The organism is Paenibacillus sp. B2(2019), assembly GCF_008370385.1.
In the GTDB taxonomy this organism is placed as follows: Bacteria; Bacillota; Bacilli; order Paenibacillales; family Paenibacillaceae; genus Paenibacillus_AQ.
The window spans coordinates 136,759-159,821 of record NZ_VTZR01000032.1 but is presented as its reverse complement, the minus strand read 5'-3'; the positions used below and the strand labels follow the sequence as shown (position 1 = coordinate 159,821).

Annotated in this window: 19 protein-coding genes; 7 read left to right on the top strand and 12 right to left on the bottom strand. The window is 44.4% G+C overall.

The features are described 5' to 3' along the window. Positions 1-28 precede the first annotated feature (28 nt). Together PAENI_RS30865 and PAENI_RS30860 are read right to left on the bottom strand one after the other, a co-directional pair. Positions 29-2,191 (bottom strand): alginate lyase family protein, encoded by a 2,163-nt coding sequence (locus tag PAENI_RS30865; protein ID WP_149647889.1) that lies wholly within the window; start codon positions 2,189-2,191, stop codon positions 29-31. Continuing rightward, on the bottom strand, positions 2,181-3,302 hold the full coding sequence (locus tag PAENI_RS30860; RefSeq protein WP_149647888.1) for a glycoside hydrolase family 88 protein: 1,122 nt from the start codon (positions 3,300-3,302) through the stop codon (positions 2,181-2,183). Before PAENI_RS30860 ends, PAENI_RS30865 begins: the two co-directional genes overlap by 11 nt. A 258-nt stretch (positions 3,303-3,560) precedes the next feature. On the opposite strand from PAENI_RS30860, the gene PAENI_RS30855 reads away from it, so the two are divergent. After that, positions 3,561-4,823 (top strand): TraB/GumN family protein, encoded by a 1,263-nt coding sequence (locus tag PAENI_RS30855; RefSeq protein WP_149647887.1) that lies wholly within the window; start codon positions 3,561-3,563, stop codon positions 4,821-4,823. 300 nt (positions 4,824-5,123) lie between these two features. Here PAENI_RS30855 and PAENI_RS30850 read toward each other — a convergent pair whose 3' ends face one another. Next, on the bottom strand, positions 5,124-6,410 hold the full coding sequence (locus PAENI_RS30850) for a Gfo/Idh/MocA family protein (RefSeq protein ID WP_149647886.1): 1,287 nt from the start codon (positions 6,408-6,410) through the stop codon (positions 5,124-5,126). Between the two features lie 146 nt (positions 6,411-6,556). On the opposite strand from PAENI_RS30850, the gene PAENI_RS30845 reads away from it, so the two are divergent. Beyond that, a complete protein-coding gene (locus tag PAENI_RS30845; RefSeq protein WP_149647885.1) occupies positions 6,557-7,384 on the top strand; it encodes a helix-turn-helix transcriptional regulator in 828 nt (275 codons plus the stop codon). 3 nt (positions 7,385-7,387) lie between these two features. Here PAENI_RS30845 and PAENI_RS30840 read toward each other — a convergent pair whose 3' ends face one another. The 4 genes from PAENI_RS30840 to PAENI_RS30825 are packed head-to-tail and all read right to left on the bottom strand — an operon-like array spanning position 7,388 to position 11,740. Continuing rightward, entirely contained in the window at positions 7,388-7,816 is a 429-nt protein-coding gene (locus tag PAENI_RS30840) for an RbsD/FucU family protein (RefSeq protein ID WP_149647884.1), read from the bottom strand. Between the two features lie 12 nt (positions 7,817-7,828). After that, a complete protein-coding gene (locus PAENI_RS30835; RefSeq protein WP_076298138.1) occupies positions 7,829-8,479 on the bottom strand; it encodes a class II aldolase/adducin family protein in 651 nt (216 codons plus the stop codon). Between the two features lie 18 nt (positions 8,480-8,497). Next, complete coding sequence (locus tag PAENI_RS30830; protein ID WP_149647883.1) at positions 8,498-9,943, bottom strand: rhamnulokinase; 1,446 nt, start codon at positions 9,941-9,943, stop codon at positions 8,498-8,500. Positions 9,944-9,973: 30 nt separating this feature from the next. Continuing rightward, positions 9,974-11,740: an L-fucose isomerase gene (locus PAENI_RS30825; RefSeq protein ID WP_149647882.1), complete on the bottom strand. Its 1,767-nt coding sequence runs from the start codon at positions 11,738-11,740 to the stop codon at positions 9,974-9,976. A gap of 238 nt (positions 11,741-11,978) precedes the next feature. Between PAENI_RS30825 and PAENI_RS30820 the strand changes: the two genes are divergently transcribed. Further along, the gene (locus PAENI_RS30820) at positions 11,979-12,749 is read left to right on the top strand and encodes a DeoR/GlpR family DNA-binding transcription regulator (RefSeq protein WP_042193458.1); all 771 of its coding nucleotides are present in this window, start codon (positions 11,979-11,981) and stop codon (positions 12,747-12,749) included. A 43-nt stretch (positions 12,750-12,792) separates the two neighbouring features. Here the strand turns inward: PAENI_RS30820 and PAENI_RS30815 are convergent, their stop codons facing one another. After that, complete coding sequence (locus PAENI_RS30815) at positions 12,793-13,461, bottom strand: SGNH/GDSL hydrolase family protein (protein ID WP_076284308.1); 669 nt, start codon at positions 13,459-13,461, stop codon at positions 12,793-12,795. 109 nt (positions 13,462-13,570) lie between these two features. Between PAENI_RS30815 and PAENI_RS30810 the strand changes: the two genes are divergently transcribed. Continuing rightward, entirely contained in the window at positions 13,571-14,545 is a 975-nt protein-coding gene (locus tag PAENI_RS30810) for an aldo/keto reductase family protein (RefSeq protein ID WP_149647881.1), read from the top strand. A 58-nt stretch (positions 14,546-14,603) separates the two neighbouring features. Here PAENI_RS30810 and PAENI_RS30805 read toward each other — a convergent pair whose 3' ends face one another. Further along, a complete protein-coding gene (locus PAENI_RS30805) occupies positions 14,604-17,279 on the bottom strand; it encodes a YhgE/Pip domain-containing protein (protein WP_149647880.1) in 2,676 nt (891 codons plus the stop codon). Positions 17,280-17,514: 235 nt separating this feature from the next. On the opposite strand from PAENI_RS30805, the gene PAENI_RS30800 reads away from it, so the two are divergent. Then, positions 17,515-18,042: a hypothetical protein gene (locus PAENI_RS30800; protein WP_149647879.1), complete on the top strand. Its 528-nt coding sequence runs from the start codon at positions 17,515-17,517 to the stop codon at positions 18,040-18,042. Between the two features lie 93 nt (positions 18,043-18,135). On the opposite strand, the gene PAENI_RS30795 is transcribed toward PAENI_RS30800, so the two are convergent. Together PAENI_RS30795 and PAENI_RS30790 are read right to left on the bottom strand one after the other, a co-directional pair. After that, positions 18,136-19,095 carry a glycoside hydrolase family 43 protein gene (locus PAENI_RS30795; protein ID WP_149647878.1) on the bottom strand — a complete coding sequence of 320 codons (960 nt, stop codon included), beginning with the start codon at positions 19,093-19,095 and terminating at the stop codon, positions 18,136-18,138. Between the two features lie 12 nt (positions 19,096-19,107). Next, a complete protein-coding gene (locus PAENI_RS30790; protein ID WP_410477503.1) occupies positions 19,108-20,373 on the bottom strand; it encodes a glycoside hydrolase family 27 protein in 1,266 nt (421 codons plus the stop codon). A 326-nt stretch (positions 20,374-20,699) separates the two neighbouring features. Here PAENI_RS30790 and PAENI_RS30785 point away from each other — a divergent pair, with 326 nt between their 5' ends. After that, the gene (locus PAENI_RS30785) at positions 20,700-21,656 is read left to right on the top strand and encodes an ArsR/SmtB family transcription factor (protein ID WP_149647876.1); all 957 of its coding nucleotides are present in this window, start codon (positions 20,700-20,702) and stop codon (positions 21,654-21,656) included. A 130-nt stretch (positions 21,657-21,786) separates the two neighbouring features. After that, positions 21,787-21,945 carry a hypothetical protein gene (locus PAENI_RS30780; RefSeq protein ID WP_036675694.1) on the top strand — a complete coding sequence of 53 codons (159 nt, stop codon included), beginning with the start codon at positions 21,787-21,789 and terminating at the stop codon, positions 21,943-21,945. A 263-nt stretch (positions 21,946-22,208) separates the two neighbouring features. Here PAENI_RS30780 and PAENI_RS30775 read toward each other — a convergent pair whose 3' ends face one another. Continuing rightward, positions 22,209-22,979 carry a class I SAM-dependent DNA methyltransferase gene (locus PAENI_RS30775; protein ID WP_042185976.1) on the bottom strand — a complete coding sequence of 257 codons (771 nt, stop codon included), beginning with the start codon at positions 22,977-22,979 and terminating at the stop codon, positions 22,209-22,211. Between the last annotated feature and the right edge of the window lie 84 nt (positions 22,980-23,063).

The following is a 23,063-nucleotide window of genomic DNA, read 5'->3' as shown; positions in this document are numbered from 1 at the left end:
TATCAGCCCGTTATCCAGTATACATGCATTATCTGATTACCGTGACTTTCTTTTGACCGTTTGCGAAAACAATAAGCACTACTTCACCAAATATTTGTATACCTTCCACTACATAGGAATCCAAGTGACTGGATGGAACCTCGTGGCTGATCACGATAATATGCTCCTCATTCCTTTCAGGGAAGCTGATGCGGCATGCCTCCGCCTGCACAGCATCCACAGGTTCACCCGTATGGCGGTAAATCGGCACCTGTTCAACCAGTGGACAGAACGGCTCACCGGAAGGCTGCGGGTACAGCATCTGCATCATCGATACCGTTCCTTTTCCCGTTCGGGAGTAAACGGCATGTTGATTGGGTTCCAGCAGATTGTATTCGCGGGAGATTACCCCGTCATCAATCTTGCCCTGAAGTCCTTTAACATTAACGGGAATGATGCAAAGATTGGCTTCCTGCTCATTTTTTGTACGGCAAATGAATGTCTCGTCTTCCATCTGAACCGCTCCGGGTGCAAAATGAAAATGCTGGGAAAACGTATGCTCCTGACGGCAGCTAAAGCTGTCGACCAGAAGCCAGTAATAAGGCTTGATGAATATGATCCTCCTTAGCAGGTGTACCGGATCATCCAAATGACGGTAGCCATCATGGCTGCCCTCAACATAATCAAAGTCCGGATTGCTGATCCATTTGCTGCCTGTCGGCTTCGCAATTTGGGAGAAGGACCATGTATCCGTGATTTCAGTGAATCCAATTCCGTCAACAGTAGTCGTATTATGGGCAGCGCTTTCTTTTAACGCTTTTCTGAGTGGTGTGTGATCACTATAGTTGTATCTGCCCAGATCGGTAAGCATATCCCGCCCAAAAGCATACAGATCGAAATGTAGCAAATCCGCGTGACCATGTCCACCACCAAGCGGTCCGCAGTGGAAATATAGGTACAAGTCCTGCTCGTCCCAACCCGTTCGCATCATATAATGACCGGAATGTGTGAAAGAGCGCGACAAGTAAGGCGGTTCCTCCGCAATCAGCTGCTCGTAGCCTTCAACTCCATTCATTCCGAACAACCAGGCATTATCATACTCCATATGATCATATCCGCCAAAGCGGAGCACAGAATCCTGGAACAACCAACCTGCATAAGTCAAAATCGAACGGACATCGCTGTCATCGCTATCCCCGAGCATCGGCTGCCGATGATTCGGTTTGGCCCAATACAAGGAAGCGACGGCCATTTGATGAACTTTTTGCTGAAGTTCATCCTGTAGCTCCAGTCCATTCATGTGAGCCAAGCGGATGCAGTCGAGAAAACATACCAGAACCTCATGGTGATAGGTGGGCGATTGCTCCCAATGGATACCATCCGCCATGACCTGGATTCTAGCCGTCTCCACTAATCTCTCCTCACCGAGCCGTCGCCAAATCTTAGCCCTAGTGAACTCAGGGAAGTAGAGCGCGGTTTGGAATAAGCCACAAGTCTCCAGAACGCCCCAATTGCTGATATTCTTCCAGCCCGTAAACGATAAAGCTAAATATTCGCTGTGTTCATGAAGGGATATCATCACTTTCGCCAGAAGCGTCGGTGTGAGCAGCGGACTATCCTGTATATAGGATAGCGCTTTGATCCAGTTCGCACAGCGAAGACCCGCTTCAATTGTGCGCCAAGTCAACGTATCATTCGTAGGCATGTCTGGAACAGGATTACGGTCCATCCAATCTTCAAGCTGACAGCAAAATGTTCTCGCATACTCCTCATTACCTGTTATCGCATACGCTTGTCCTAATGCCACCCAGTAGCGGTGGCGATTCAGCATATAAGCCCATTCTACATCCTTATCCGGAATATAACGCCAGTCAATTTCTTCCTCAAAGGAAACCGGAATGCGGCTGCGCTCCATATCCCAGGGAAACCGAAAAAGAAACGTCTGCTCCATAACTTCATCCGCCGTCTTCATTACGACTTCCAGCTCATCTGCGCAATATTGCTGTATATAATCGATATGCTGCTGTTTCCGACTGTCCTCTGCCCGCCAGCCCGGCGTGCTCCGACTAGTCAAATACCGATGCAATTCAGTCAGCGCATCATCCTGCCGTGCTTGGCTGAGCGCATCCTTCACGGGCGCTAGAGCAGGTAACTCAAGGTCGAGTAGCGTAAAGACAGCATAGGGAGAGGTTGATCGGACATCAGCGTTCATACCAGTACCCCCTGGTGCCTTTTTGCAGCCGCAGCAACGCTTCGAGGTAGAAATAATCTCCCCAGATCATGAAATCATCCGGAGACAGACCGCCGCGTACATGGTAAGAGCCGTGTTTCAGCAGCCCCTCCACGTCTTCACCGATCGTGGAATAGTTCTGCACAAGTGAAGTCATCGACTGTATTAACCCCTGCTGAAAATAAGCCCGTTCGGGATCTTCCTCCTCCATTAGCTCCAGCAGTTCCTGTAGTCCAGCCGCAACAATTGCAGAGGCCGAGCTATCCCGGTACGTATCCGCAGACACTGGAGCATTAAAGTCCCAGTAAGCGACATGATCCTGTGGCAAATGCTCCAGAAAATAGCGGGCCATCCGCTTGGATGTTTCCAAATACAACAGATCCTTAGTATAGCGGTAAGATAATGCAAAACCGTAGACGCCCCAGGCTTGCCCGCGTGTCCAAGTCGATCCGTTAGTATAACCCTGGTGTGTAGCGCCGCCAATCGGCTCTCCGGTCTTCTGGTCGAAGAAAAACGTATGGTAGGAGCTGTCATCTCCCCGCACCAGATAACGTTTCGTTTTATCCGCCTGCATGACCGCCACCTGCCGATATAGGGAATCACCGGTCTGTTGTTCCGCCCAATACAGAAGAGGGAGATTCAACAGACAATCAATAATGATGCGCCCACCTTCCTGGGCATCTCCCACAGGTCCCCAAGCCTGAATATAACCGCCGCCTGTGCGCCAGCGCTTCAGTAATAAGTCTGCCGCCTGCAGTGTCAACTGACGCGCGGATTCGTCTTTATCTATAATCCACTGGGCCTTGGAGGATAACGAATACAAAAATCCGATGTCGTGATGATCAAGCACCGTCTTTGCCGCGAAACGGCGGCGGAAATCCTCTACGGTATGAGATGCCGCGATACGAAAGCTGTCATCCTGCGTATATTCATAGCACAACCACAACATGCCGCTCCAGAATCCATTGGTCCAGTCGTCATTGTTATTGAGCTGGTAAGTTCCATTCATGCTCACATGAGGGAATCTGCCCCCGAATCGGTCTATATTCTTACGTACCTTCTCTATCGCATCTTCAATCGCATTGCTCCACATAAGTTCCTTGCTCCCTTCGGGCTCTTCGTTTCTTATGTTTCATGATAAGGAGAGTCAACAGGATCTAATAGGGGCGATTTTTGCTTTGATGTGCATTATTTTGACTTTTGTACGAAGTAAAGTGATATAGGTTTGCTTTCCAATCATAGGCATCAAATCAATATAGTAACAAAACGTATAACTATTTATGGAAAAATACGTTAAAATCAGAAAGTGACTTACAACTTTCATTTTTTTTAGAAACGGAGTGTCCTATTAATGAAAAAGCTAGGTGCATTATTTTTATCCATTTTCATGGTTATGTCTGTCTTTACCACTGCCCATGCGGCTGAAAAGCCTGTCGGTGTGTGGATTGATGGAACAGAAGTAAAGTTAGGCAATTCTAACCCTATTGTAGAAAAAGGAACTACCTTGGTTCCTATGCGTCCACTCCTAGAGAAGCTTAATGTAAATATGAATTGGAATAAAAAGACCCAAACCGTAACGGGGACCAAAAATGGACTAGCCCTCTCACTGACTATCGGCAGCACCACAGCAACGGTAAACGGGGAGAAGAAAAAACTAGAGGTGGCTCCTAAAACCATCAACAATGTCACCTATGTTCCTGTCCGCTTTATCGGTGAAACGATCGGCTATAAGGTAGAATGGAGTGCGGCGCAGCGCACCATCACCTTTGTAGCTAATAACGAGGCTGCAGGTAGCACCGGATTCTTATGGAAAGTAGAGAACAACGGTAATACCGTCTATCTTCTTGGCTCTATCCATGTGGCAAACGACAAAATGTACCCGCTACGCCCGGAAATTGAAGCTGCTTTTGAAGCGTCTCAATATCTCGGGGTCGAAGTTGACTTAACCAAGGTTGATCAAACGGAGATGCAAAAGTTCCTTACGGAGAAAGGTTCTTATACAGATGGGACCAAGCTCAAGGATCACGTATCCGCTGATACCTATAACAAAGTTGTTGCGCTTCTGAAAGCGAATGGTCTTGCAGGAAATGCATTCGATTCCTATAAGCCATGGGTCGTTACTCAAGGTATCTCAAGCCTACAAATGCAAACAACAGATTATACACCGGATACAGGTATCGACCTATATTTCACACAGAAGGCAGGCAAATTGAATAAACCTATCATTGAATTGGAAAATATGCAATTGCAGCTGAACATGTTCAATCAATTCTCAGATGGATTGCAAGAAAAGCTTCTCCTTGATACACTCGATAGCCTCAAGCAAACGGACAATGCTGCAGCAACGGCTTCGCTGGATGCATTATCCCAAATGTGGATGCAGGGGGATGAACAATCACTCGTAGCTATGACACAAGCGGTCGCTAAGGAGCCAGAATACTATAAGGGTCTCGTTTCGGATCGGAATGCCAACATGGTGAAGCATGTAAAAGAGTATTTGAATAGTGATAAAAAAGCGACTTATCTTGTCGTTGTTGGTGCACTACACATGCTGGGTGATGATGGCATTGTGACTCAATTGCAAAAAGACGGCTTTAACGTCGTCAAACAATAAATACTAGTGTCAAAATAAATAAGGCTGTCTCTTAGTCATCTACAATGACTTTGGAGGCAGCCTTTTATTTTTACTTTTTTAGCTCAATCTAAAAATAGTAGTAAATTGACGTGAAGACAGAGCGGAGGGGTGGAGGGATTCTGGAGAAACGCCAGTGTTCGCCTTTAAAGACCCATTTCAACTGCTAATCTTTCTACTATTCAGAAATTGGGCTTTAACAGCGATCGTAAGAACCCTCCACTCCGCAGCGGTTTATTCACAAACAGGCTACTACTATTTTTGGTTTTGAGCTTTTTCCTTCTACCATTTGATTAACTGATCCACCTTCACCGGAAGTCCAGTAGCGATCGAACGATTAGCCGCAATCCCGGTCATAATAGACAACGCCCCATCCACATGGGAAGCTGCACGATTAAACCGATCCTCCACAGGTCGTTCAAAAATATCACGGAGCATGACCGGATCTCCACCCCCATGTCCCCCAACGCCTTCTTCAATTTCAACTTCATAAGGCGGCGCAAAATGAGGGAATACAGTGATTTGCTTGTCCTTTAGTGCCCCTTCATCTTCTTTCTTCCCCCCGGCGTTTACATAGGACTGTTCAACAACCTTAACTTCCATCCGCCCCTTCGTCCCATTAAATACTACAATGAAGCCTTCCCAAGGCAAATAAGCATTAAGTGAATAGTTCATAATCGTCTTGTTTTTGTATTTGACCATGACTGCCATCGTATCCTCAATACTGATATTATCACCGAATACACTTTGATCTCGCAGGTACCCATCCTCATGCTCGGCATCCAGATACATCTGCTTAAGCTGCTCGTTGTCTTTTAGATGAAGTGCAAAGGGATCATTTTCCGCTGCACTACTCCCATGGGCACGCTGATAAAACTCCGTCACCCCGCGCTTCTCCGCATTCTCTCTGCCATAGAACCTTAAATCTCCCATGGCATAGATCGTATCCGGACGAGAGCCCAACCAGAAATTCATCAAATCGAAATGATGTGTTGATTTATGAACTAACAGCCCTCCGCTGTTCCGTTTATCCCGATGCCATCTGCGGAAGTAATCCGCCCCATGCTGTGTATTTAGCAGCCACTCAAAATTGACGGATAACACCTCTCCAATCGCCCCATCCATGATCAATTCACGGATTTTGGTATTGTGCGGGGCGTAGCGGTAATTGAACGTAACACGCAGTTTTTTCCCCGTCCGCTCAATCGCTTCAAGAATTTCCTGACATTTCTCTTCATCTACAGTCATTGGTTTCTCCGAAATCACATCACAGCCAAGCTCCATCGCCCGGATAATATAATGGTGATGTGTGCGGTCAATACTCGTAACGATAACTACATCCGGCTTAGTCTCTTCAATCAAACGATCAAACTCATGAGCTTTATAAGTAGAAACCGCATGATACTGATATTTCCCTTTCAGTAATCGATTCGCATAATCCATTCTTGCCCCATTCACATCGCAAAAGCCTACAATTTCTGAAGTTTCACGATAATTCGTAGTTATCTCACCATAGAAGAACTCCGCTCGGCCACCGGTACCTACGAATACATATTTCTTCTTCGACACAAGGATCACTCCATCGCTATTGATTTTGATGCCGTTTCTTCTTATAGTTTATAGTATAAAATACATTCAAATCTAAGCGATTATTAGCAAAAATAGCGAAAACTTTGCATATATTAGCTTCATTATCTGAAAGGGGCAAATCTACAATGGAACAGGAGCTAGAACCTCCATTTATCATTGAACAAATCAAAAGAGCCGGCCCATTCAGCATGGATTCCGACCATTATCACGATACATATGAAATTTATTATTTACTCGCAGGTGAGCGCAGCTATTATATCAACAATCTGATTTATACCTTACGCAAAGGTGATTTGATATTTATTAACAAAAATGAACTCCATCGCACCACTTCTAAGGGCTCAGCACGCCATGAGCGAATATTGATTAACTTTGAGGAGGACTTTCTGCAAAAAACATTGGCGAACTACGACCTAAGTATTCCTTTTTTAACTACACAAAGCTTACTTCTGCGTCCCGGAGTACATGAACAAGGAGCCATCGAATCTATCCTTTTCTCTATGCTAAAAGAACAAGAGGAGCATCGATCACAGCAAATCCCTTATATTCAGACACTTCTCATCCAGTTATTTATTGAAATGAACAGAGTACAAGAAATAAGCCGCGAGCCCATCGCTCCTGAGAGCAGTGAGAAGCAGCTTAAAGTCTACGAAATGATCGATTATTTACAGGCACATTATGTTGAAAAGCTTACATTAGAGCAGCTATCCGAAACTTTTTTCATCAGCAGTACCTATCTTTGCCGTTTATTCAAACAGACCACTGGCTTCACCATTGTTGAATATCTAAACTACATTCGGATCAAGGAAGCCCAACGACTCTTGCAGAGCACTAACACTAAAGTCACTACCATTGCAGAGAATACAGGCTTTGACAGCATCGCCCACTTTGGGCGGGTGTTTAAGCAAATCGCGAAATGCTCACCTCTGCAATACCGCAAGCAGAATCGCTGATCATCAGGCCTTGATCACACCTTTTTTGATAATAATATTTCCATAAAGTGCTTCTTCACCTGTGACTACAACAGCATAACTTTGCTTAGAACGATTGTAGAAATCAAACCGCTCCTCATATTTAATTGTCACTTCACCGTCATGTTTGGCGATTATCGACTCGTACGTGGACCAGATCACCGGCACCGTAGGATCTCCCTCAACCACAGCCATAAACGCCACCTGATGTTCAACATAATGATCTAGGGGCAGCAATTCCAATATTGCATCCAAAAGATCAGGTATCCCAATACCATCATATCTTAGTACTTTTGAGTTTAAGGAGTGTCCGGGATAATTAGCATCTGCCAGTACAAGCTCATCACCATGACCCATTTCCATCATCACACGTACCAGTTCCGGAGATAGTAGCTTAGGAATTTTTTTCAACATCAAAGCACCTCATTACTTCCCATAAAAAGATCTCAAAGCAACCAGCTCATCAATCCGATGCTGTGGCAGCTCTCTCTCCCCGTCAATCATACGTGTAATAAAGGTAATCTTGGCTGTATATTCGAGTCTCTCCATATTCAGATAAGCCTCCATAACATCCGTTCCCCAAGTAAGTGCTCCGTGATTTTCGAGCAGGACTGCTGTTTTTTTGCCAAGGAAAGGCATCAGTGAGTCCGGGATTTCTTCTGTTGAAGGTGTTCCGTATTCCGCCAAAGGAATATCCCCGATCATGATAACCGACTCTGGCATCATCATTTTATCGAGCGCCTCACCTTTAATGGCAAAAGCGGTAGCATACGGGGGATGTGCATGAACCACACCATTCATCTCAGGTAGCTCATTATAAATTCTCAAATGCATTTTGGTTTCCGTTGAAGGTCTGTATCCTTCCGCCGCTTCAAGAACTTCACCTTGCAAGTTTACTTTTACAATCATATGTGGCTCTAAATATCCCTTGCTTACCGCTCTGGGGGTAGTGAGAATTTCATTCTCTGATAACCGTGCTGAAATATTCCCATCATTGGCGGCAATGAAATCTTTATTAAACAAATTTCTGCCAATATCACAAATCTGCGAACGTAGTTTTTGTTCCAAGTTATCCATAAGTTCTCTCCTCGTATCCTATTTTTTAGAGTTTTTCACCAAAGAAGGCTGGTATGTCTTAAAGGTAAAAGATCGTGCCACGAACTCTTTCGCCTTAGAAACTTCCAATTTCCCCAGGGCAGCCAGCTGGACAATGATATTGCCAATTCCACTGGCCTCCACTGGCCCTGCAACGACTTCTCTACCCGTAGCATCAGCGGTGAGCTGGCATAATAGCTCATTTTGAATCCCACCGCCAACCATATGAATGATAGTGATTGTCTTGCCGGTGATCTCTTCCATTTCTTCAATCGTTCTACAGTATGATTGCGCAAGGCTCTCAAGGATAACGCGTATAAACTCAGCTTTCGTATTAGGCGACTGTTGCCCCGTTCGCTCACAATATTCCTGAATCCGCTGCATCATCACACCAGGTGTGCTGAAAAGCTGGTCATTCGGGTCAATGATCGCTGGCGCCCCATTAATCGTTTGGGCTAATTCAACCATTTCACTTTGACTAAAATTCTCTCCTGCTTTCGCCCAATTCCTCTGGAGCTCCTGTAGAATCCATAGTCCCGTTGTGTTTTTTAGCAAACGATTAGAATTACCGTAGCAACGTTCATTTGTGAAACCATATTCATAGCTTTTCTCTGAAATGACCGGCTCAGGCGTCTCCATACCAACCAACGACCACGTACCACAGCTTAAAAATGCTGCTTCATCCTTACGAATATAAGGGATTGAAGCTACTGCTGAAGCCGTGTCATGTGAAGCGCCGGCTATCACTTTCATCGGGCCTATATTAAGCTCCTCTTGAATAATCGGCAGGATAGATCCAATAACTGTTCCCGCATGAACCTGTTGTGGAACTAGACTACTCGGAATCCCAAGTCTGTTAAATAATTCAGAGGAGAGCTCTCCCGTTACAGCATCCACTAAGCCGCTTGTACTCCAGATCGTGCTTTCTGCTGCTTTTATACCAGAAAACAGGTAATGAAATAGATCTGGCATCATTAAAATCGTATCCGCGGTCTCCATAAGAGAATCATTATCCTGAAAATCAGAGAACAGCTGATAAAGTGTATTAATGACACTTGGCTGAAGACCGGTCATACGGAATTGCTCTGCCGGTGACAGTAACGCTTCCAATTTAAGAAGGTGAGCCTCCATCCTCCGATCCCTGTAATGATGGGGGGAATAGAGCATCATTCCTCTTTTATCAATAAACCCATAGTCGACTCCCCATGTATCCACACTTAAGGACGTCAGTTCTCCATGTTGCCTAAAGGCTTTTTGAACCCCTTGCTTCATTTCATGGAAGAGCCTTAGGGTATCCCAATATAAATGCCCGTTGACCTGTACAGGCGTATTCTCAAACCGATGAATTTCTTCCATTTGCAGCTTATCGCCATCATATATCCCCAGCATAACTCTTCCTGAACTGGCGCCGAGATCTATGGCTAGGAGCTTAATCGTATCACCCATTGTTCACCACACCTGCTTCACGGGAAGATTTTAGTAGAGGGGTCCAAAGTTCTGACATGCTCTGTAATCTGCTCCCTCCAGATCTTCGGTACCAAATAACGACCATACCCGAGGTCTAAAAATACGTGATTCCTCAACATTATGCATGCTTACTGGAATGCGTAGGATAGACGCCAGCGTAATCAAATCTGCCCCAATATGCCCATAACTAATGGCCCCATGATTTGCGCCCCAATTATTCATGACATCATACACCGATTGGAAAGAACCACTATTGGTTAACTTAGGCGCAAACCAGGTCGTTGGCCAAGTCGGATCTGTTCTTTGATCCAATGTATGGTGAACATCTTCAGGCAGCTCTACTGTGTGACCCTCTACAAGCTGAAGAACAGGTCCAAGCCCTTTAACCAAGTTCATACGTGCCATAGTAACTGGCATCCCGCCTTTGGTTAAATAATCCGTAGAGAAGCCGCCCCCACGGAAATATTCTTGAGAAGCCGGGCGGAATTGGGTATGGCTCAAACAAGCTTCTACCTCATCCTCCGAAATTTCCCAAAAAGGCTTAATCGCAGGTTTACCGTCTTTCGTCTGCTCACCCGTCCCATCAAGAGCTGCCGAACCAGAGTTGATCAAGTGAAGTATTCCGTGTGCTGCCTCACCTTCCAATTGATGACCCGTTACTCGCTTAACTGCATCTGGACTCCAAAAGGTTCGGACATCCGCAAAAATTTGTGCAGTATTCGTAAGCAAATAATTGAACAGCATCGTTACTCCGTTCAGGCTATCATTCTCTGTCGCTACGATATAAGGTGTACGTTTGCCATTCCAGTCAAAAGAGGAGTTCAGTATCGTCTCCATGAAATCCCCATTAGGAAAATGATCCGTCCATTGGCGCTGCCCTTGGAAGCCACCCACAATCGCATTATGACCGTTGGCCTCTTCCTCAAAGCCCAGCTCAGCGAGAACAGGATTGCCGATCATCAGATCACGGGCGATCAATGTCATTTTCACACAAGTCTCCCACTGCTTCTCTTTCTCATCATCACTTATTTGCAGATGCTTCGGATTATTATCGGCACCAACTTGGCAGTTTTCTTTGGTCCACGCGAGTGCTCGCTTATATTCCTCTTTATCATAAATCTCCTCTTCAAAGCGGCGTACATATTCTGACATATCTATATATTCATTACGCATTCCCAGATACTCTTGGAAGAACTGTTCATTCACAATCGATCCAGCAATCCCCATCGAAACAGAACCCATTGATAAGTAGGATTTCCCTCTCATTTGAGCGACAGCCAACCCAGCTTTGGCGAACTGCAGCAATTTAGTCTGCACATCCGCTGGAATCTCCTCACTGCTAGACTCCTGAACATCCTCACCATAGATACCAAACGCCGGAATTCCTTTTTGTGCATAAGCAGAGAGAACAGCAGCTAGATATACCGCACCTGGGCGTTCCGTTCCGTTAAATCCCCAAACCGCATGTGGGATCGAGGCATCCATATCCATCGTTTCAGAACCATAACACCAGCAAGGGGTCACAGTAATCGATACGCCAACATTAGCCCCAGCAAATTTTTGAGCCGCAGCAGCAGCTTCTTTAACACCACCAATCGTAGAATCGGCAATGATGCACTCTACGGGGCGGCCATCCGGATAAAATAAGTTCTCTTCAATAAACTTAGCTACCCGCTGAGCCATACCCATGGTTTGAGCTTCTAACGATTCGCGAACCCCTCTTCTTCTGCCATCAATGGTCGGGCGGATGCCAATTTTCGGATAGTTTTCTATCACTGCTGTTCCTCCTCAAAATCATCTTAGTATCATCGGTAATGGACCTATTTCTCCTTCATCATAAAATATGGAAACGCTTTAGTCAACATAAAACAACATATTTATAGATAAATAATGTGGTTTTATGTGGTACTAATATTATTATACTGTGGTATTATGTGAATATGAGGTTAATTCTTTGATTTATACAACAATGTAGTAAACTAGGAAGTAGATGATGATAGAGGTGAGTGAACGGATGAAAGCATTTGAACGGCGGGATCTAATCATTAATGAGCTGTATAGACAAAAGAAAGTCCATGTCGCTCAGCTGGCGCAAAAATTCAATGTCTCGGAAGAGACCATTCGGCGGGATCTGGATAAACTGGACAAGGAAGGACTTGCCAAGAAAAATTATGGCGGTGCAATCCTTAATGCCCACACGAATGAGGATCCTCCCTATGTGAGTAGACATCAGGTAAATATAGAGGCCAAACGTACGATAGCTGATCATGTTCTCCAATTAATTAATGATGGGGATAGTTTGGTGACGGATACGAGTTCAACAGTTTTTGAGGCTTTACGGAGAATTATAGAGGAGAAAAACAATCTGACGATTATTACGAATTCTTTGGTTGTATTATCCGAATTTCAACATTCTGGGCAAAAGCTAATTTCTACTGGTGGAATACTAGGCCCCGAGACTAGCTCCTTCGTTGGACATACCGCCTCACAGACTATTCAAAAATATAATGTGGACGTAGCCATATTCAGCTGTAAAGCGTTGTCTATGACTGGTGGGCTCAGCGATTCGAATGAAGAAGAAAGTGAACTAAAGATTCTGATGCAACAGCAGGCGAATAAAGTAGTTTTGCTCGCAGATCACTCTAAGTTCGATAGGACTGCGTTCATTAAATTATTTAGTTTCGATCGAGTGGATTATATCGTTACAGACGAGAAGCCTTCTGAGGAATGGATCGAGTTTCTGAATAACTATCATATATCTCTTATCTATGCACCCGCTGAGTAATCAGTAGGTGCATAAATAAAGATAAGGGGGAATCTTTATTTCACTAGTCGTTTAAAAGACCACTTTTCTCTACGATCTTCAGCCACTCGCCAGCAATCAGATCATGCCCAGCCGCTGTCGGGTGAACGCCGTCCCACAGCCAGTAGGCTGCATCTATTCTACGAGTACCTGCATCAAATGCTTCCTGTAAAGGAACAAACACAGCATTAAATTCCTCTGCAAGCTGCTTAACAACACCCTGATAATGAGTAATCCGCTCTTTCCATTCGTCCCATTGTTCTGCCGGAGCTCCGGTATTTAGAATAAAAGGCTCACACAAGACCAGCTTCGTTTGCGGAAGTACTTCCCCAGTTTCTTCAAGCACATGACGGTACGCACGTTCAAAACGGTCCGTTATACCACTTGGTTCCCCTTTCATTGTTCTCCAAAGATCATTAACACCAATTAAAATACTGATGATATTCGGCTGAAGGTAAATCGCATCCTCATTCCAGCGTGCATATAAATCGGAGATCCGATCCCCACTAATTCCACGGTTATAGAACACGAGATTCTGCTCAGCCCGTTCGTTGCCTAGCTTGCCGCCAATGATATATGCATAGCTATGTCCTAGAATATGATTGGGATCTTCATCACGACCACGGTTTCCATCCGTAATAGAATCACCCTGAAACAAAATCACTTTTTTAGCTTTAGAAGTTGGAATAGTCATTACTACGATTCATCTCCTTGATCTCGTCTTTTACATGAAACATTCAAGTTGAATGTTTCATAGGATACAAGTAAAGTTAACATATACAACTCAAGGAGGGAAGAAAATAATGAAATACAGAAGACTAGGCAATTCAGGACTAAAAGTCAGTGAAATCGGCTTAGGCAGCTGGCTTACATATGGAACAGCAGCAGAGCAAAAGGCAGCAGACGCCTGCATCAGCAAAGCTTTTGAATGCGGTATCAATTTCTTTGATACAGCTAATGCTTATAACCGTGGTGAAGGCGAAAAAGCAATGGGCGCTGCTCTTCGCGCCTATGAAAGATCATCTTATGTGCTGAGTACAAAGGTATTCTTCCCCATGGGGGATGATGTGAATAATCGCGGTTTGTCACGTAAGCACATCATGGAGCAATGCGAAGCTAGCCTTCGCCGTTTAGGAACCGATTATATTGATGTTTATTTTTGTCATCGCTTTGACAGAGAGACGCCTGTGGAGGAAACTTTACGAGCGCTGGACGACCTAACTGCACAAGGTAAAATTCTGTATTCGGCAGTGAGCGAATGGAGCGCAGCTCAAATTTCTGACGCCACCGGCATTTCACGCAGACTAAATCTGCGTCCGCTTATTTCCAATCAGCCTATCTATAACATGTTCGAACGTTACATTGAAGATGAGGTACTTGAGGTATCTCAGCGTGAGGGTCTCGGACAAGTGGTCTTTTCCCCACTCGCCCAAGGTATTCTGACAGGTAAATACAAACCTGGACAACAGCCTCCGGCAGGAACACGCGCAGCTGATGATTCGGTAAATGGCGTCATTCGTAGCTACTTCCGCGATGATGTACTGACTGTTGTCGGACAGCTGGATGAACTAGCTAGCAGTCTTGATTTGAAGCTGTCGCAACTAGCGTTAGCTTGGACCCTACGGCAACCTGGTGTAAGTTCTGCAATTATTGGGGCCAGTAAGCCAGCACAGGTGGAAGAGAACGCCAAAGCTGTTGATGCCGTTCTATCTCTAGATACTTTGGAGAGAATTGAAGAGATTCTAAAGCCAGTAGCCGATTTCGCTCCAGCGAGATAATCTAAAAGAGGTTGTACCAAAAGCCACAGCAATTGGCTTAGGTACAACCTCTTTTTTCTTAAGAGATCAATTTGGATTCTTCGGCTTGTTCAGCCGCCTTTTCGATATAACGCTCCAGCGGCTTTTTGAGCGTTAGCGCCAGTAAGAGTGCTATTACACCGAATAGGATCAAATAAAGACAATCGCGAATCGCCACTTCCGGCAGAATCCCCCCTACCGCCTCCCGCATCAAACTAATCGCATAAGTAAATGGCATAAACGGATTCAACATTTGAAAGAAATGGCCTGTTGTACTGATTGGAAACGTACCGCCAGAGCTTGAGAATTGAAGCACCATGAATACGATTGCTATCCCCTTCCCAACATTGCCGAATACCGAGACAAGCGTAAATACAATCGTCACGAATACGATACTAATTAATACTGCAAAAAGGACAAACCACACCTTGTCCACCACATAACATTTCAGTATAAAGATATTACCAAGTACAGCCACCAACGCTTGCAGAATCCCAACCGTAAGAAACGTCAGCAAACGTCCAAAATACAATTGATACCGCTTGTACACAATTCCCTCAGTGTCCACTCCCGTACGGAGAAGTGAGATTAGGAGTGTGCCACCTACCCATAAGGAAAGTACAACATAAAAAGGAGTCATAGCCGAACCATAATTCGGAATAGGATATAACTTATTCTCTTTTAATACTACCGGATTGGCTAAAAAATCACTTTTGCTCTTAATATCCCCTCCGAGCAGCTCAGCAATCTCACCCAGATCCACCTCATCTTTGATCTGACGGATGGTAGCTGCCGCTTTACGAATCGAATCTTCCAGTATCGGAAGATCATTTCGCACCATATCCGCTGCGACCGCTACTCCCTTATCCGCACGGGGGAGACCTGTACGTATCAGATCAGAAATCTGGTGCACCCGTTCCTCGACAGCCGGCAGATCCTGACGGACGAAATTTGCAGCTTGTTGTATTTTTTCTCCTGCAACAGGCAAGCTGCTCTGAATTAGCGGAAGTGTATCACGAACAAAAGTACCAAAGCTCTGTGTCTTATCTGCGACACCGCTAGCTGCTGTATGTACCGCTTCACGAATAGCTGGTAAGTCTTGCTGTAGACTAGCCAAGCTTGATTGTCCGAACTCAATCGCTGCCATAGTCTCCTCAAGAAGGGTACCCAGCGCCGATAGACGATCCGGAACTTGTTCCAGGGCAGTGGCTGTAGTCTCAGCAGCAGTGGATATTTGCTCTAATGTATTTTTTATAGCAGGGATAGTTGCCGCTTCATATTCGGAAATAAGCTTCGAAATGGCTACGTTTCCTTCGCCAGATTTAAGACCCAATTGCTTAACATTACTCGGATCAGGCTGACCCTCATTTTGTAGATCCGTCGCCAGTGAGTTTACCAAAGAAGTCTGTCTGCTCAAGGCATTGTTTACAGCCTTCAAGGTGCCAATCTCAGCATTAGTTACTGTTCCTGGTGAGAATGTATTCAGTGCCGATAACAAAGAAAGCGTATGATCCATCACGTTACTTCCCGACACCAGCTGAGCGGAAACTGACTCAAGTTGCTCGCGTACCGCTTGCAGGTCAATATCTTCTCCCTGCAGCAGTTCAGCAAGCTGAACTACTGCGTTCTCCGTATTTTGCAGCAGGTATATATTTTGTTTGAGGGCGGCAGGTACCGCTTCAAATGCAGCATTACTCTTCTCTAAGAACTGTTGAAGCTCTAGAACAAAATCATTTCCAGCAGTTACAATTTTGTCGGCCTTAGGTAGCGCAGTTAGAGCAGTGTTAACAACTTTATTTGCTTCCGCAAGACCTTCCGACGCCTTGTCCATGATTTGTTCAACTTCACCAAAATGATTATCAAGTTGAACGATTAGCTGTGCTGCTTGTTCAATTTTGGGTAGCTTATCCTGCAGCTCCCCTAAATGATCTGCAACATTGGCAATTTGAGGCCAATGTTCAGCTATTTTTTCTAAAGCCAATCCCGCCTTTTCCACCTCAGGCAGCTTATTCTCCAGCTTAGAGATGCGCGTTGCCGATGCATGAATTTGCGGCCATTGCTCCTCAATTTTCAATACATGTTGGCCTGCCGTTTCAATCTCGGGGAGACTTGCCTCTAACTTAAACAACCCTTTTTCAACCTTGCGTATAATAGGCAATTCAGATTGGAATTTTGAATCAATTTGCTTTAAAGCCGTAAATACGGTTTCGCTAATGGTTTCCGTAAAATTCTCACTGATCTGTGTTGTAATTGAAGAAGCACCTTTATCTGTGATTTTAGGAGCAATCGCATTTATCTTCTCATTGACGGTATATTCAATCTCTGGTTTCACGATCCTGCCTTCGAGGATTCCTGTCATTCTTTTGGAGAAATCAGCAGGGATAACAATACTCGCATAATAATCTCCACGCTTCACACCGTTGTGCGCAGCTTCTGCATCTACGAAGGTCCAGCCTAAGCTTTTATTATTCCGAAGACTTTCCATGACATCATTGCCGATATTGAAGCTCTTATCCTTCACAGTGGTCCCTTCATCCAAACTGGTTACAGCAATCTTAATGCCAGAGGTATTACTGTAGGGATCCCACACCGCCGCAACATTAAACCAATCATACACAGAAGGTAACACCACCAAAGCAGCGATCAGGAACACGGCCACAGGAACCTTAAATACGTTGCGCCAGTCGTTCCTATAAATCCGTAGTATTCCACCCATTCGTTGCTCCCCCTAATCTGTATGTTTTGACATTTTAATATGCCCGAGGAGACAAACTTTTACTATCATTTTTAGCGGATTCATGACCGGTATCGTTTTTCAGAAATATTTTAAAAAAATTGCAACAAAACCTGCTCGTTTAACGTAATAGAAGTATATAGCCCGTTTAGGAAAAAACGTAGCGGGTAATAAGATATATACAACCTTTTTACATATCTCAAGGGGGAGATTTCTAATGTTTAAGAAAAAGTCAGCGTATGTGTTACCGGTTGTTGTTCTATTGTTTCTTTCCCTAATTACTACTGCTAGTACCGTTGGAACACGAGTAGATGCGCAAGATAGTGGCAAGACTCAGCAACAGACGGTATATATCCATACTATTCAATCCGAGAATGGCAAGCTTTCCATTACAGCCGATGAAATAAACTGGTATCAGGGTGCTGATGCTGACCGAATCTTTGCTGAGAGAGACCCAGAAGGTGCAGCAGAAATTGGCGGAGCTCCAGACGGATATTATGTTGTTAATGATGTTGATACACTGACAACCTATCCGATCGCGGATAACGCAAAAGTCACCATGCAGATCTTTGATCACACTGGTAACATTGAGGACTTAGACATTCAGTGGAACGAAGCCGTTACCTTACAGCAATTTATCGATCAATTTAATAAAACGGATATTTTCGATCTAAGCCAGTTCCCTTATCACCTTACGATTCAGGACGGCGTAATCACTTCCATCGTGCAACAATATATACCTTAAGCAGCAACACGTAACATATGAAAAAGAGAGTTACCCAGCGGCCATTTACGTGGCTAATGGGTAACCCTCTTTTTTTTGCAAAACGGATTATTTTTATTGCGCATCCTTAACAGGAATTCCAAAATTCGGCGTGCCATCTTCATTCCAATGGAAGACCTGAGCACGAGTATGGCGGTTTGGATCATAAAGAGGATCGCCAGTAATTTCTTTATAATTGCGGCAGTGGTAGATGAGCACATCTTCCCCATTTTCATTGACCGTAAAGCTATTATGGCCTGGACCGAATTGTCCATTTTCTTCATTTGTTTGGAATACAGGATTTGGTAGTTTAGTCCATGAAGCTGCCTCCAGAAGTTCGCTGTCTTCATCCGCTACTAATAGTCCCATGCAATAATTGAAGTCTGTAGCACTCGCCGAAAAGCTGATAAAGATACGACCATTTCGTTTCAGTACTGCTGCGCCTTCGTTTACTTTGTATCCAATAATTTCCCAATCATGCTCAGGAGTAGCAATCATAGTCTGAGGACCTGTAAGTGTCCACGGATTGCTCATTTCAGAAATATACAGATTAGAATTACCCTCAATATTCAGGTCCTTCTGAGCCCATACATAGTACAGTTTTCCTTTATGCTGAAACGTTGTCGCATCCAAAGCGAACGATTCCCAAGCGGTCTTCACTTGACCTTTTTCTACCCATGTTCCTTCTAAGGGATTAGCAGATGCATTCTCGAGCGCAAACATACGGTGATCGAACAAACCATCCGTCGTCTCCGTAGTCCGTGCTGCGGCAAAGTAAATGTACCATTTTCCGTCTATGTAATGAATTTCCGGCGCCCAAATGTTAGCACTAAGCGGCCCCGTCTCATACTTGCGCCAAGCTACAACTGGTTCTGCAGTAGTTAATCCTTCGATGGTTGTCGATCTTCTTACTTCGATCCGGTCGTATTCTGGAACAGAAGCTGTGAAATAGTAATATCCATCCGTATGTTTATATACCCATGGATCAGCACGTTGCTCCACCAATGGGTTGTTGTACGCTCTACTCGTATCCATAATCTCTCTCCTCTAAAAAAGCTTTAACAATGCAGAACCATGCGGTGGAAGAACCTGCGTAACCCCTTCATTAGTAACTTCCAGGTCGTGGCTTTGCCACAGATTACGTATCGTTTTTGGAACTGAAACATTTAGCTTTTGGAACGATACCTGGAGTGTCGACTCTTTGTCACTGAGATTAAACAACGCTACATAGTGGTTACCTTGTTCGTCCTCAGAAGTCCAGGTCGCATACTCTTCGTTCCGCTCTACTTGTCTACCACCCTTACCAAAATGATGCAGATGAAGCACTTCCCTATTGGTTAACAAAGATAATGTCCACTCATCATTGTCTCTAAGCTCTCCCCCGAACATTAAAGGCGAACGGAAAATAGTCCAGAGCGTCATCATGGTAACCTGTTCGTCAGGAGTAAACCTTGTAAATCGGTCTCCCCCGCCATCAACGGAACGAATCCCAAGATGACCTAGCGGCAGCATATCGCAGTCTGGCCAATGTCCAGGCTGAACGTAAGGAGCCCATTTTTCGCAGCGCTCGAACATTCCACGCAGCAAATGCCAATGATCCCAATAATCGTCGGTCATTCTCCACAGGTTAGCATGTTCAGCTAAGTGTTCAGCCTCTTCTACCGGAGCAGGTCCAGGTGAAAGACTAAGCACCATTTCACGACCACAGCGGTCGATAGCCTTACGGATCATGGCAACTTCGTCTTTGTGGTATCCATAAATACGTGAAGCGGCAATATCATCCACCTTCACATAATCTACACCCCAACTGGCATATAGCTGGAAGAGAGAATCATAGTAAGCCTGACTGCCTTCTTTAGAAGCATCTACTCCATACATATCTGTATTCCACGGACATATAGAATTGGGATGTGCGATATCACGTGCAGTTTGCTCAGATCCTAGAATGGAACTTGCCGCATGAACGGCCTGTCGAGGGATTCCACGCATAATATGGATGCCGAATTTCAACCCTAATCCATGCACATATTCAGCGAGTGGGGCAAAACCTTTGCCTCCCTTTGCGGAAGGAAAACGATTTTCTGCCGGTTGAAGTCTGGAATACTCGTCCATGACCAGCGGTACAAAGTTACGATATTGCGAAGAGTTCGCTCCAGGCTCATACCACTGAATATCCACAACAACATATTCCCAGCCAAATCCCTTCAAATGAGCAGCCATATATTCGGCGTTGCCTCTTACCTCTTCTTCATTAACACTAGCTCCGTAACAGTCCCAGCTATTCCAGCCCATCGGGGGCGTTGCAGCTAACATAATGATTTTCACGTCCTTTTCTAAGACTTTCAGTTTAAAAATAGCATAGACAAAAAGACTTGTAAATATTTTTATTTAAACCTTTTAATACTTTTATAAAATAAATAGTGAAAATAACCTGATTTCGTTGTAAAACCATCTTATATTGTGAATTAGTTTCATTAATTTTTAAATTAAATTAGATTAAATGCAAAAAAAGGAAAAAAACCCCCTTATTTTTATCATTCTACAAAATAAGGAAGGATGCTTTATTTATATGCTATATTAGTTTATAATTTCATAAAACAGTATTCATTTATGACCATTTGGAAGAAGGTATTGATAAAATGATCTATATTAAAGATTTAATGAGTGGTCTTGAAATATTCAAGGCGCTTAGTTCTGAAATCAGAATCCTCATACTCGAACTTTTAGCTACCAATCAAGCACTGAATCTGAATGAAATTGCCAAGAAGCTGAACCTCAGCAATGGCGCAATCACGATGCATATTAAAAAGTTAGAAGAAAGCGGTCTCATCGAGATAAACACATCTGTGGGTAAACACGGTATTCAGAAGGTCTGCTATTTAAATAAGGATAAGCTTATTGTTGATCTTCGCAGCAAGGATGTTGATAATCTCTACGAAGTAGAAATCCAAGTAGGACATTATAGCAACTATCAGGCTGTTCCGACCTGCGGACTTGCTACCAAAGACAGCATTATCGGCGACTTCGACGAACCCCGTTATTTCGCTGATCCTCAGCGGATTGAATCCGAGATCATTTGGATGGCTGAAGGCTTTCTCGAGTATAGAATTCCGAACTATCTTAAAGCTAATCAAACGTTCCGCGAAATCCAATTCTCGATGGAGATTGGCTCTGAGGCCCCTGGATCTAACGATAACTATCCCTCCGATCTTTATTTCTACTTAAATGGAATTGAAATCGGCTACTGGACTAGTCCTGGAGATTTCGGAGACACGCGTGGAACGTTTAATCCAGACTGGTGGCCTCCACATTTAAACCAATATGGTATGCTCAAACTGATCCGTATTAATAATGAAGGTAGCTTTATTGACGGTTGCCGGATTTCTGACGTGACCCTGGATGATATTCAGCTTGATTACAAGAGCGAGCTTACTTTCCGGATAGCCGTAACGGACAAGTCTGTAAACAAACGCGGGCTCACCATTTACGGCAAACATTTCGGCAACTATAGCCAGGACTTACTGGCGCGTGTACTATATGATGTTCATGAAGTTGAAATTGGTGCTTCTCGTACTGCCGTTACCTTATCAGAATAAAACATTCCCTAAACAAAAAGACCTTAGAACCAGCAATAACTGGTCTAAGGTCTTCTTTTTCTTTGTATATTTTTTTGAGTTTGACTCATAATAACCTTGTCTCCCAAACCACCGAGAAGGAGTGTTTCGAATGCGTGAAGGTCTAATTCCCGCTGTTCTTGGAACCGTCGTAACCGCTTCTAGCGCCGCTTTTCTTGGAAGCAAGTATAAGATGGCAGCAACAGGCGTACTTGGATTTGGTCTGGCTCATGTCGTATTGGGTGCCATTGATCTGTTTGAGCATCGGTAAGGATTGGAAGATGCCGGGTGGCATAAACACTACCCGGTTTTTTTGATATACATATTGGCGCAATTGCAGCTACTTCTTCATACACGAATCATGAATCATGAATCCAACATTCTATGAAGCATACGGACTCAGATGACGTTATTTGCTTATTTTTAGCCTCTCGTTTTCAATAGCAGGAACCACACCGAACTCATAAAAAGAAGGGCTGTCTCACCAGCTATTTTCATAGCTTTTGGGACAGCCCCTCTTAGTATGTTGAATATTTATTTTATAGCAATATAAAATAAACGTTCCGCATCATCATCCGCCTCTATCCACTCGAAATCGGCGTAAGTCTTCACATCACTAAATCCAGCCTTAAGCAGTTCATCCTTCATCCACTGGGGATCGTAGGCACGCTGAATATGTGTCTCTTCGAAACGGCGATATACATCACTCCGTCCCTCTTCGCGAGCGAAAATGGACAGATGATGTTCTATTTCGCGGCGAGGAACATCCATCTCACAAGTCCAAATATAAGACACCGATGGTTCGTCCAGAATAAAGGGCTGCTCTTCTTCATAACGGATCAGTGTGTTTGGATGATGTACATCGAACAAAAAGGTGCCGCCTTGCTTTAGTCCTGCAAAGGTACTAGCAAAGACAGCTCTGATATCGTCTTCTTCCAGCACATAATTCAGACAATCACAGAAAGAAATCACAGAATCCACAAGCTCTGGAAGCTCCCATTCCTTCATGTTTTGTCTAATCCAACGAACACTACCTTCGCGCAAGAAACGCCGTCCCTGGGGATGCTCTTCCATTTTGCGCTGTGCCACTGAGAGCATATCTGAAGATAGATCGATTCCGGTCATATGATACCCTGAACCCGCCAAAGGAATAGTGATACTCCCGGTGCCGCAGCCAAGCTCAGCCACGGTTACAGGCTTACCGTATTTGCTCCATGCGGTTTCAGCAAAGGAGATCCAATCAGGATACGGCATATCTGCCATGAGCTCATCGTATACATAAGCAAATTTCCCATAGGAAGACACTAGTACACCGCTTTCTATTACAACATTTAATATGATTCTATTATTGACCCATCAAGCCTAAACGCTCTAGGCGTCCCCACAAAG

What these genes read in the sequence shown, in the direction of transcription:
- PAENI_RS30800 (WP_149647879.1), top strand. Translation starts at nt 17,515, where the DNA reads ATGTTTAAGAAAAAGTCAGCGTATGTGTTACCGGTTGTTGTTCTATTG.
- PAENI_RS30815 (WP_076284308.1), bottom strand. Translation starts at nt 13,461, where the DNA reads ATGACTATTCCAACTTCTAAAGCTAAAAAAGTGATTTTGTTTCAGGGT.
- PAENI_RS30865 (WP_149647889.1), bottom strand. Translation starts at nt 2,191, where the DNA reads ATGAACGCTGATGTCCGATCAACCTCTCCCTATGCTGTCTTTACGCTA.
- PAENI_RS30795 (WP_149647878.1), bottom strand. Translation starts at nt 19,095, where the DNA reads ATGGATACGAGTAGAGCGTACAACAACCCATTGGTGGAGCAACGTGCT.
- PAENI_RS30805 (WP_149647880.1), bottom strand. Translation starts at nt 17,279, where the DNA reads ATGGGTGGAATACTACGGATTTATAGGAACGACTGGCGCAACGTATTT.
- PAENI_RS30785 (WP_149647876.1), top strand. Translation starts at nt 20,700, where the DNA reads ATGATCTATATTAAAGATTTAATGAGTGGTCTTGAAATATTCAAGGCG.
- PAENI_RS30810 (WP_149647881.1), top strand. Translation starts at nt 13,571, where the DNA reads ATGAAATACAGAAGACTAGGCAATTCAGGACTAAAAGTCAGTGAAATC.
- PAENI_RS30820 (WP_042193458.1), top strand. Translation starts at nt 11,979, where the DNA reads ATGAAAGCATTTGAACGGCGGGATCTAATCATTAATGAGCTGTATAGA.
- PAENI_RS30845 (WP_149647885.1), top strand. Translation starts at nt 6,557, where the DNA reads ATGGAACAGGAGCTAGAACCTCCATTTATCATTGAACAAATCAAAAGA.
- PAENI_RS30840 (WP_149647884.1), bottom strand. Translation starts at nt 7,816, where the DNA reads ATGTTGAAAAAAATTCCTAAGCTACTATCTCCGGAACTGGTACGTGTG.
- PAENI_RS30855 (WP_149647887.1), top strand. Translation starts at nt 3,561, where the DNA reads ATGAAAAAGCTAGGTGCATTATTTTTATCCATTTTCATGGTTATGTCT.
- PAENI_RS30835 (WP_076298138.1), bottom strand. Translation starts at nt 8,479, where the DNA reads ATGGATAACTTGGAACAAAAACTACGTTCGCAGATTTGTGATATTGGC.
- PAENI_RS30790 (WP_410477503.1), bottom strand. Translation starts at nt 20,373, where the DNA reads ATGTTAGCTGCAACGCCCCCGATGGGCTGGAATAGCTGGGACTGTTAC.
- PAENI_RS30780 (WP_036675694.1), top strand. Translation starts at nt 21,787, where the DNA reads ATGCGTGAAGGTCTAATTCCCGCTGTTCTTGGAACCGTCGTAACCGCT.
- PAENI_RS30830 (WP_149647883.1), bottom strand. Translation starts at nt 9,943, where the DNA reads ATGGGTGATACGATTAAGCTCCTAGCCATAGATCTCGGCGCCAGTTCA.
- PAENI_RS30860 (WP_149647888.1), bottom strand. Translation starts at nt 3,302, where the DNA reads ATGTGGAGCAATGCGATTGAAGATGCGATAGAGAAGGTACGTAAGAAT.